Annotated in this window: 9 protein-coding genes; 4 read left to right on the top strand and 5 right to left on the bottom strand. The window is 41.5% G+C overall.

The genetic code is table 11. The annotated features are described in order from the left end of the window. Nucleotides 1–10: 10 nt before the first annotated feature. The 4 genes from deoA to KCG35_RS17585 all read right to left on the bottom strand — a co-directional run bounded on the left by deoA (nt 11) and on the right by KCG35_RS17585 (nt 4,228). Entirely contained in the window at nt 11–1,345 is a 1,335-nt protein-coding gene (gene deoA, locus KCG35_RS17570) for a thymidine phosphorylase (RefSeq protein ID WP_215821101.1), read from the bottom strand. 2 nt (nt 1,346–1,347) lie between these two features. After that, nucleotides 1,348–2,121 (bottom strand): deoxyribose-phosphate aldolase, encoded by a 774-nt coding sequence (deoC, locus tag KCG35_RS17575; RefSeq protein WP_215821102.1) that lies wholly within the window; start codon nt 2,119–2,121, stop codon nt 1,348–1,350. A 232-nt stretch (nt 2,122–2,353) separates the two neighbouring features. Next, entirely contained in the window at nt 2,354–3,589 is a 1,236-nt protein-coding gene (locus KCG35_RS17580; RefSeq protein ID WP_215821103.1) for a NupC/NupG family nucleoside CNT transporter, read from the bottom strand. Between the two features lie 231 nt (nt 3,590–3,820). After that, nucleotides 3,821–4,228 (bottom strand): cytidine deaminase, encoded by a 408-nt coding sequence (locus KCG35_RS17585; protein WP_215821104.1) that lies wholly within the window; start codon nt 4,226–4,228, stop codon nt 3,821–3,823. Nucleotides 4,229–4,958: 730 nt separating this feature from the next. Between KCG35_RS17585 and KCG35_RS17590 the strand changes: the two genes are divergently transcribed. Next, nucleotides 4,959–5,714 carry a TerC family protein gene (locus KCG35_RS17590; protein WP_215821105.1) on the top strand — a complete coding sequence of 252 codons (756 nt, stop codon included), beginning with the start codon at nt 4,959–4,961 and terminating at the stop codon, nt 5,712–5,714. A 71-nt stretch (nt 5,715–5,785) separates the two neighbouring features. Then, nucleotides 5,786–6,817: a quinone-dependent dihydroorotate dehydrogenase gene (locus KCG35_RS17595; protein ID WP_215821106.1), complete on the top strand. Its 1,032-nt coding sequence runs from the start codon at nt 5,786–5,788 to the stop codon at nt 6,815–6,817. Between the two features lie 73 nt (nt 6,818–6,890). On the opposite strand, the gene rmf is transcribed toward KCG35_RS17595, so the two are convergent. Further along, on the bottom strand, nt 6,891–7,103 hold the full coding sequence (rmf, locus tag KCG35_RS17600) for a ribosome modulation factor (RefSeq protein WP_215821107.1): 213 nt from the start codon (nt 7,101–7,103) through the stop codon (nt 6,891–6,893). A 328-nt stretch (nt 7,104–7,431) separates the two neighbouring features. On the opposite strand from rmf, the gene rlmKL reads away from it, so the two are divergent. Both rlmKL and KCG35_RS17610 read left to right on the top strand, forming a co-directional pair. Beyond that, on the top strand, nt 7,432–9,615 hold the full coding sequence (rlmKL, locus tag KCG35_RS17605) for a bifunctional 23S rRNA (guanine(2069)-N(7))-methyltransferase RlmK/23S rRNA (guanine(2445)-N(2))-methyltransferase RlmL (RefSeq protein WP_215821108.1): 2,184 nt from the start codon (nt 7,432–7,434) through the stop codon (nt 9,613–9,615). Nucleotides 9,616–9,927: 312 nt separating this feature from the next. Continuing rightward, nucleotides 9,928–10,239, top strand: coding sequence for a hypothetical protein (locus KCG35_RS17610; protein ID WP_215821109.1), 312 nt, complete (start codon nt 9,928–9,930; stop codon nt 10,237–10,239). Nucleotides 10,240–10,263: the final 24 nt, after the last annotated feature.

Raw genomic sequence — 10,263 nt, forward strand, 5'->3', positions numbered from 1 at the left:
CTCCTACTGCTTAGCTCACATCCTCCTTCGTAATACGTTCGTACACGCAAGGGTTTGCTGCTGGGCGCTGATCACTAATGGTGATAGCGTTAATAATTTGCTCCTGAACTTCAGCAAACTGGACTTCGTTGCGTGCATGCACCGTAATTAGAGGTGTTTGCGTATCGACTTGATTGCCTAATTGACAAATATCTGTCAGTCCAACGGCATAGTCAATAGTATCTGTGGGTCTTTGACGTCCACCACCGAGTTTAACGACAGCTAAACCTAGTGCTCGGGTGTCCATCGCTGAGACGTAGCCTGATATTGGCGCGTAAATTGGTTTAACAACCTCTGCTTTTTCAAGGTAATTGTCATAATTTTCTACAAAGTCTGCAGGTCCACCCAGGCTAGTGACCATTTTGCCGAAAATTTCTGCTGCTTGGCCATTATCCAGGCAAGTGTTCAGTTTACTACGGGCTTCGTCCAAGTTGGCGGCTAATTTTGAGAGTACTAAGAGTTCTGCACACTGCTCAATGGTAACTTCATGCAGCCGAGGGTTACGATATTCGCCTGTTAGATATTTAACTGCTTCACGTACTTCAACAGCATTTCCTGCTGAACTTGCTAAACACTCATTCATGTCAGTGAGAAGCGCTGAAGTGGCAGTGCCTGCTCCATTAGCAACGGCAACAATACTTTCAGCCAGTGCTTTAGAGTCTTCATAAGTAGGCATAAAAGCACCAGAGCCCACTTTAACATCCATGATTAATGCTTCTAAGCCAGCAGCTAGTTTTTTAGAAAGGATTGAAGCTGTAATTAAATGAATAGATTCTACGGTACCAGTAACATCTCGGATGGAATAAAAGCGCTTATCTGCTGGAGCGAGGTCTGCAGTTTGACCAATAATGGCGACACCAACGTCTTTCACTGTTTTTCTGAACAGTGCATTGTCTGGACAGGTTTGGTAGCCAGGAATGCTGTCAAACTTGTCTAATGTGCCACCAGTGTGACCTAAGCCTCGTCCAGAAATCATAGGTACATACCCACCACATGCTGCGAGCATTGGGCCTAGCATTAGGCTTACAACATCACCCACTCCGCCAGTAGAGTGCTTATCTATAATGGGTCCTGGTAGGTTTAAATCATCCCAGCTTAGTACTGTACCTGAGTTACGCATTGCTAAGGTGAGTGCCACACGTTCATCCATGGTCATTCCATTAAAGAAGATAGCCATGGCTAAGGCAGATATTTGGCCTTCTGATACGTTACCATTGGTGATGCCACTAACAAAAAAATCAATTTCAGCTTTGCTTAGTATCTGGCCATCACGCTTACGACGGATAATTTCTTGAGGTAAAAACATAATTAATAACCTTTTGACTCAGTGGGTTGCTCACCGTGACCTAATGTGTGAAGTAAACTTGCAAGTAAGCTACTGGCGCCGAAACGGAAGTGTTCAGGTGTTACCCAGTCTTTACCCATTATTTGTTCTGCAAGAGCAATATACTCAGCAGCTTGAGCTGCGTCTTTAACACCACCGGCAGCCTTAAAACCACAGTTTTTACCTGATTCTTTAATGGCTATGAGCATCACTTCAGATGCTTCAAGAGTGGCATTGACAGGTACTTTACCTGTTGATGTTTTAATAAAGTCAGCTCCAGCATTTATAGAAATCTCGCTGGCTTTTTTAATTAGAGCTGAGTCTTTCAACTCACCACTTTCAATGATGACTTTAAGTAAGGTTTTTGATCCACATGCTTTTTTGCAAGCAGCAACTAAGTCATGGCCAACTTGCTCATTGCCTGCAATTAAAGCTTTATATGGGAATACAACATCAACTTCATCTGCACCATAAGCAATTGCTGCAGCCGTTTCTTTTAAGGCAATTTCAATATCGTCATCACCTGCAGGGAAGTTGGTAACAGTTGCTATTTTGATAGCGTCTGCCTTGAGTGACTTTAATGTTTTAGCGGCTATAGGGATAAAGCGAGGATAAATGCAAATAGCCGCTGTGTTACCAACAGGCGTTTTGGCTGATTGACACAGTGTGATGATTTTTTCATGAGTGTCATCATCATTAAGTGTCGTCAGATCCATGAGTTGAAGTGCACGTAATGCAGCGTCTTTAATATTTTCCATAAGTCTCACTCATTAAAAACCTTTTTGGACGTAATGCCAGAGAAAAAGGAGGTTAAAATATCACTATTTATAACAGTTAGTTTCTAATGCGAAAAAAGCCTTAATGTAAACAATAGCAAAAGAAAAAAGTCTCGAAATAAAATGAAGCTTTTTGCATGATTACAAAAATCACAGGCTTTTTAGAATGGCAACACCTACTAGAAGTAGGTGTTGCTGGACTGGGCAATTATGCTTAAAGCATGAAGAATAAGCCGGCCAAGGTCGCACTCATCAAGTTTGATAAAGTACCAGCGGCAACAGCTTTTAACCCTAAGCGAGCAATATCAGGACGACGGTTAGGTGCCATTGCACCAAGGCCTCCTAACAAGATAGCAATAGAGGATAGATTGGCAAAGCCACACAATGCAAAGTTGGCAATTACCTGACCTTGTGCTGTTAGGTCACCTGCTTTAATAAGTTCGCCATAAGACATAAAGGCAACAAATTCATTGGCAATTATTTTTTGACCAATAAGAGAAGCTACCTGAGTTATATCTGCTGCAGGTGTACCAATAATGAAGGCAATTGGATAGAATACCCAGCCTAAAATTTTCTCAATGGTTAAATCTGACATACCAAAGATTTCACCAACACCACCAGTAATACCATTAAGAACTGCGATTAAACTAATAAAAGCAATCAGCATTGCACCAACGTTAACACACAACTTAAGACCATTAGATGCACCAACAGCTGCAGCATCAATCACATTTACAGGTTGATCTGGGTCTTCGTCGATAGCACTTTGGATGTCTTGGTGTGGTTCTTCAACTTCAGGCTTAATAATCTTAGCCATGAGTAGACCACCTGGAGCAGACATAAAACAGGCGGCTAACAGGAATTTAAGATCACCACCCATGCTGACATAACCAAATAGTACAGTACCTGCAACAGATGCTAGGCCTCCTACCATAATGGCAAATAATTCAGACTGAGTCATACGTGAAATAAATGGACGAACAAGCAAGGGGGCTTCTGTTTGCCCGACAAAAACGTTTGCTGTGGCAGAGAGAGACTCGGAGCGGCTGGTGCCAAGTAACTTCTGTATTCCACCACCAATTACACGAATCACTAATTGCATGATGCCCATGTGATATAGCACAGCAATTAAAGATGAGAAGAAGATGATTACAGGTAAGACTTTGATCGCAAATAAAAAGCCCCAGTCGCCAGCCCCAGGATTGATTAAACTGCCAAATAAAAATCCGATACCTGCATCTGCATAACTAAAGAGTTTACTGACGCCACTTGCAAGAGCTTCGACCGCAGCTCGGCCAGCATCAAAATAAAGTGCAAAAGCACCTAAACCTGCTTGGAGAAAGAATGCACCTGCAACAGTGCGTGGATTAATAGCTTTTTTATTGTCTGAGAGTAGGAAAGCTATTCCGAGTAGGGTAACGATCCCTAATAGACTGATTAATATTTCCATGGAGCATAAACCTCTTACTGCTTTAATATTATTTGGCACCGATTATTACAAATCGAAAAAAACTATAGAAGTAATTTTATTTACTTTTTTATCTCTGCTTAACCTGGGTCAATTTACATTTTTTAGGGCAATAAAAGCGATAGCAACCATATAAAAATTGGTAACCCAACCTTAAATCTTGAGAAGAAAATCACAAAGATATTCTTCTCAATGTCGATTAAAGAAACGAATTTAGAAATTAAAGCTAGCCGGGAGTAGCTCGTTCATCTGCCAAAGCGTTGTTTCTTCTTTGTCACATGCTGCATAGACTGGCGCACTTTCAGACAAAAACTCAGCCATAACTTGACGGCATGCTCCGCATGGTGAGTACAACTTATTACCTGGCATGTAGATCAGCAAACCTACAAGGTCTTCTTTTTTTAGTCCCTGTGCAACGGCAGAAAAAATTGCAGTACGCTCGGCGCAATTGGTTAGGCCAAAAGAAATGTTTTCGACATTGCATCCGGGAATTATTTGTCCGGCTTTTGTGAGAAGGGCTGCACCTACGGGAAAATCACTGTAGATACAGTAGGCATTAGCAGCAGCTTGTTTGGCAGCAGCTTTCATTGCCATGAGTGTATCATGGGAAATCTCATTCATACCAAAACCCTCTGATAATCTGCTGGATAAGCATTAAGCAAATGAGCAGTTTACCAATGACTATCAAAAAAGGATGGCTTTTAGGTCAATTGTTTTATGCCATGAAGCTTTAACTGACCCTAACAAAGGCAATAAGCTTGTAGCATGGTAGTTTATTTCAATGTCCTGACTACTATCAATCAAACGGTTTATTACCATTGGTGCAGAGCGCAAAGCCATCATTCGTTACTACTATACCTTTCGCGAAGCATTTATAGGGTCTATATGTATTGTCAAATCCCCATGAAAAGCGCGGTCTGGGTATATAAAACAATAGTCTTAACACACCCAATACATTTCGTATGAATGTGTTGACAGTGTTTAAAAATGAAAAAGGGCTTTTAAGCCCCTTGCATATATAGTTTTAAGCCAACTTATTGATTTAACTGTTATTACCGTCACAGATTGCCACCACTTGAACGAAAATGCAAGCACCTACTGTGTAAACCAAGATAGTTCAAATGACATAGATGAAGGGGATGCTTACGAAGCAACTGATTAAGTTGGTAAGCCATTAATTATCTTTTAATAGAGACCGCATTAATACAATGCGAGTATGGATTCTTGCTAAATTGCTTCTATAATTCGTAAATTTTTTAAGAGGTTATTTTGACGTACATCATATTGATAGGCTGATGCTTATATACTTGTCAAAGTCCTTTTCCTCAATGTCAACAATGTAAGGTTTAATATGGAATGGCTTTTTGATCCACAAGCCTGGATCGCTTTGGCTACGCTAACAGCACTTGAAATAGTTTTAGGCATAGATAACATCATTTTTATATCCATTTTGGTTGGCCGTTTGCCTCAAAGTGAGCGACAAAAAGGACGACTTATTGGCCTATCGCTTGCCATGGTTGCACGGATTGCGTTGTTGCTATCTTTAACCTGGATAATGCAGCTGACAGCTCCATTATTTACTGTTATGGCACAGGAAATATCGGGTAGAGATATTATATTACTTGCAGGAGGCTTGTTTCTGATCGCAAAAAGTACCTTTGAAATCCATAGTTCTCTTGAGGGGCCAGAAAGTCATCAGCATAAACAGCAACAGGTTAGTTTTATAGGTGTCTTAGTCCAGATTGCCTTGATTGATATTGTTTTTTCATTTGATTCTGTAATTACAGCGGTAGGCTTGGCTCAGCATGTTCAAGTAATGATTATTGCCATTATTATTGCTGTGCTGGTGATGATGGTAGCTGCAAAATCAATCAGTGATTTTGTTGACCGCCATCCAAGTGTAAAAATGCTGGCATTAAGCTTTTTGGTAATGATTGGAACGACCTTAGTTGCTGAAGGATTAGATTTTCATATTCCTAAAGGATATATCTATTTTGCTATGGCTTTTTCCTTTGGTGTGGAGATGCTCAATATGCGCCGTCGAAGTCGTCAAGGTGTACCAGTTACATTACATCGGCCTCTCAGTAAAGAGGAAGTGGAAGAATAACCATAGCGATAGTAAGTTTTCAGGTTATAATTTTGCGCGAATCAGCAACTATGGAGTAAAGGGTTAAGCCTGTGTATCACTTATTGCGTCAATTATTGTTTACATTACCACCAGAGCTAGCACATGATGCTGGTTTAAGCGCTATCAAGACGGGGCAAACATTAGGTTTAACCCGTTTTTTTATGCCTCAAGTACCTGATTATCCTGTTCAACTTATGGGATTAACTTTTCCCAATCCAGTAGGACTTGCTGCAGGTATGGATAAGAATGCTGATTGCCTTGATGGACTGGGCAATTTAGGGTTTGGCTTTATTGAGGTTGGCACGGTCACACCAAAGCCTCAGCCGGGAAATGAACGTCCGCGCTTATTTAGAATACCTGAGAAGCAGGCCATCATTAATCGGATGGGGTTCAATAACAAGGGTGTTGACCACCTTGTAGAGCAGGTGGCTCGTCGAAAGTATTCAGGTATTGTTGGGGTTAATATAGGGAAAAACCTGACGACGGCTGTTGAGCAAGCTAATGAGGACTATCTAACCTGCTTACGAAAAGTTTATCTTGCAGCTGATTATATTGCTGTCAATATTTCTTCTCCTAATACTCCAGGCTTAAGGTCATTGCAGTTTGGAGATTCTCTCAAGCAGCTCTTATCTTGTTTGAAGTCAGAGCAGCAAACACTGGCTAAACGTTATGACTGTTATCGGCCGTTAGCACTTAAGATTGCACCTGACTTAACGGATGAAGAGATCAAGCTAGTGGCAGATGCAGTTCGTGATCAAGGGTTTGATGGCATCATTGCAACCAACACAACGATTGATAAGCACTTGGTATCTGACTCTAAGCATGGACAAGAAGCTGGAGGACTCAGTGGTGCACCTTTAAAAGAAGAGTCGAATAAAGTCATCAGTGCTTTGCGGGCTGAGTTGGGGATTGATTTCCCAATTATAGGGGTGGGGGGGATTATGAGTGCAGAGGATGCTGTACAAAAAATTAAATCCGGTGCCAACGTCGTACAGATATACTCTGGCTTTATTTACCAAGGACCAGCATTAATTAGAGATTGTGTACTCGCGATTAAAGAGTCATTAGCTGAGAGAAAATAAGTTTCTGCTTAACAGGGCCTTTGAAACTAAGGCCCCGGTTTACGTAGTGTGTTAAAAATTAAGAGAAGATAATCTAACTGTAGTGCAACTGTTGCTGCTTATGAATGCCGGAAACACCGGTATAGCCATCCCAGCTATCGGTTCGCCCCTCGCGCCAGCCGGTTAGCCATGCTTGTCGTTGATGGAGTTGATCATGTGGACAGGATTCTTTAGGTTTTCCTGTAATACCTGATTGATACCCTTTTTGGAAAGCCCTTTCTTCTCTACTTCTTTTTTGTCTTTTCATAATCCAGATCGCCTCACTGGCTTAAATGAGTGAATTGAATGATTACAGTGGTAAATATTTGTAAAAAAGGAATGCTTGCATAAAACTGGTGGTTGGTGACTCCTTTTAACACACACCTCAGTTAGAGTAATAGCGGATAGCACTCTTAAAGTTAAGAAATCATTATTTATAGATAATTAATCTTTTATTAATCCTGCCTATATGAGTCTAGTTCATTGAGGTAGTTCAATACAAGGAACAATAAGCAATAATGAAGATTATGCTTTGCATTCATAACAGATCCGCTAAAATAGCCCAATTTTTTTACCTGCTCAGATGATGACGTACTATGGCAAATACGATAGTTGACTGCTTTGTAACATGTGCAAAACACCTAGAGGGCCTGTTAGCTGAAGAGATTCAAGCGCTAGGTGGGCATAGCATTAAAGAAACCGTTGCTGGAGTAACATTCAAAGCATCGATGCCTGATGTTTATCGTGTTTGTATGTGGAGTCGTCTTGCCAACCGGGTTTTACTCCCTTTGGTTCAAGGAAAAGTTGAGCAGGCGGATGATTTATATACACTGGTTCAACAAGTACCTTGGGAGGATCATTTATCACCAACAGGTACAATAGCAGTTGATTTTTCTGGCTCTTCGAATGCAATTCGTCATACACGTTTTGGCGCGCAGACAGTTAAAGATGCCATTGTTGACCTTTTGCGGGCGAAGACTGGAAAGCGTCCTTCGGTTCAACTAAAGCAGCCAGATATTAGGGTTAATGCATATCTTAAGCGGGATAACGTCATCATCGCTTTGGATCTATCAGGTGAAAGTTTGCACCAGCGAGGTTATCGGTTACAGGCTGGAGCAGCTCCACTTAAAGAAACATTAGCAGCCGGTGTTTTGTACCGCTTAGGCTGGTCTAGTCATTGGCAAGATTACCCAATGCTTATTGATCCAATGTGTGGTGCAGGAACGCTGGTAATAGAAGCAGCTCATATGGCTATGGATCGTGCTCCAGCATTGAATCGCCAGTTTTTTGGTTTTAACCGTTGGTATGGACATATTCCCCAGCAGTGGCGAGAAGTCGTTGCTGAAGCTCAGGATCGCTTTGCTGTGGGTCTTGAGCGAGACTTGCCTGGGCTGGTTGGACTGGAAACTAATCAAGCAACGCTTAATGCTGCATGTAACAATATCCAGCGTGCAGGGTTGAAGGACAAAGTTCAAATTAAACACCAAGACCTTTCAACACTGTCACAAGTAATTGGAAATCTTGAGAAGGGATTTTTAGTAACAAACCCACCTTATGGAGAGCGTTTAGGGGATGATGCGACACTGCTTTACCTCTATCAAAATTTGGGAGCTCAGCTAAGAGAGCACTGTATGGGGTGGGATGCAGGGTTGATAACAGGAAATCCAGAGTTGGCTAAGCGGATGGGGTTAAGAGCAAAACGGCAGTATTCATTTTTTAATGGTGCGCTGCCTTGTAAGCTATTGACCTTTGAAGTATCTCCTGAGTACTTAGTAAAAGCCCGAAGGCCCGTAGAAGATCAGTCTTCAGCTAATAATGAGGCAAAGGCTAGAGAGCATGTTTCTGCTGGGGCAACAATGTTTGCCAATAGGCTTCGTAAAAATCTTAAAAAGCTAAAGCCCTGGCTTAAACAACAGAACGTTGATTGTTATCGAATCTACGATGCGGATATGCCTGAATATGCTTTCGCAATTGATCGCTACAGTGATTGGTTGCATGTACAGGAGTATGCTCCACCAGCGAGTGTTGATCCTGAACGAGCACAACAACGTCTACTTGATGCATTAAGTGTTTTACCTGAGGTGACAGGTGTTGCGAGTAATCAAGTCGTGCTCAAGCAGCGTCGTAAACAGAAAGGAACTCAGCAGTATAAACGGCAAGATCAGACGGGCGAGCTGCTTTCTGTGACTGAGTATCACGCTCGACTATTGGTTAACCTAAAAGACTACCTGGATACAGGACTGTTTTTGGATCACCGGCCAATGCGTAGGCAAATATTTGCGGAAGCCAGTGGGAAACGTGTGCTTAATTTGTATTGTTATACCGCTTCAGTATCAGTACATGCTGCACTGGGTGGTGCAGCATGTACAGTCAGTGTTGATTTGTCTCCTACCTACATTAGTTGGGCCACTAAAAACTTCGCGTTGAATGGGTTAGGGGAGCAGCATGAACTCATTCAAGCGGATTGCTTAACGTGGTTGGAGCAGGAGCACAGTAAGTTTGACTTGATTTTTATTGATCCTCCAACTTTCTCAAATTCAAAGCGCACTCAGCAAGACTTTGATATTCAACGTGATCATGAACGATTATTAATACTTGCCATGTCACATTTAGATAAGCAAGGTACCTTGTATTTTTCCAATAACTTTAGGCGTTTCAAACTTGCTGATTCCTTGTTTCATCAGTTTGAGGTGGAAGATATTTCTAACAAAACTATTGACCCAGACTTTGCTCGAAACCAAAAAATTCATCGTTGTTGGCGGCTTCGACATCGGAGCTGAATAGGGCAGCTTGTAGTGATGATTAGGCTAGGGATGGCTGATTGACGAGTTTGTTCGCTATTTGATCTAATAGTATGGTTAAGTATTTTTTTGTTTTAGTAAGTGAACTAGGTTCCAAATAGCTGAGGTTTGCTGACGGGTATCAATTTATATAAGGCTGGTTGCAGTATAATCCCCTAATAATACCCCATTGAAGAGGGTGTAGAGGGTTGGGTTGTTTAAGAGAATCTAAGGTGAATCGTCCTGGGATAGGGGGCGGTAAATACTAATTTGCCAAGTAGTTATTAGTTAAGCAGTAGTTGGAGATATATTATGCCTGAGATCATTGTTACCATTGCTGGTTTTTTTCCAATGATCATTTTTCCTGCCGCTACAGTGATTCAGTTAATTGCACTGTTAAAAAGTAAAACAGGAAAAGGAGTCAGCAAGATTACTTGGTTTCTCTTCGGGATTGCGAACATAGGCGCTTACCTGATGAGCCCACAAAACTATGCAGCTATTCAGTCCATCATTGGCTTTTTAGGAACCGCATTGATCGATTTTGTCATCGTCTTTCTTGCACTTAAATATGAGCTAAGCGAACGGAACACTGCTAGTCGCTGTGGTGATGCTGTTACAAACTAATTTTTATTTCCAGGTTACTAAAAA

Source organism: Zooshikella harenae, from assembly GCF_018837975.1.
GTDB lineage: Bacteria > Pseudomonadota > Gammaproteobacteria > Pseudomonadales > Zooshikellaceae > Zooshikella > Zooshikella harenae.

What these genes read in the sequence shown, in the direction of transcription:
- deoA (WP_215821101.1), bottom strand. Translation starts at nt 1,345, where the DNA reads ATGTTTTTACCTCAAGAAATTATCCGTCGTAAGCGTGATGGCCAGATA.
- deoC (WP_215821102.1), bottom strand. Translation starts at nt 2,121, where the DNA reads ATGGAAAATATTAAAGACGCTGCATTACGTGCACTTCAACTCATGGAT.
- KCG35_RS17580 (WP_215821103.1), bottom strand. Translation starts at nt 3,589, where the DNA reads ATGGAAATATTAATCAGTCTATTAGGGATCGTTACCCTACTCGGAATA.
- KCG35_RS17585 (WP_215821104.1), bottom strand. Translation starts at nt 4,228, where the DNA reads ATGAATGAGATTTCCCATGATACACTCATGGCAATGAAAGCTGCTGCC.
- KCG35_RS17590 (WP_215821105.1), top strand. Translation starts at nt 4,959, where the DNA reads ATGGAATGGCTTTTTGATCCACAAGCCTGGATCGCTTTGGCTACGCTA.
- rmf (WP_215821107.1), bottom strand. Translation starts at nt 7,103, where the DNA reads ATGAAAAGACAAAAAAGAAGTAGAGAAGAAAGGGCTTTCCAAAAAGGG.
- rlmKL (WP_215821108.1), top strand. Translation starts at nt 7,432, where the DNA reads ATGGCAAATACGATAGTTGACTGCTTTGTAACATGTGCAAAACACCTA.
- KCG35_RS17610 (WP_215821109.1), top strand. Translation starts at nt 9,928, where the DNA reads ATGCCTGAGATCATTGTTACCATTGCTGGTTTTTTTCCAATGATCATT.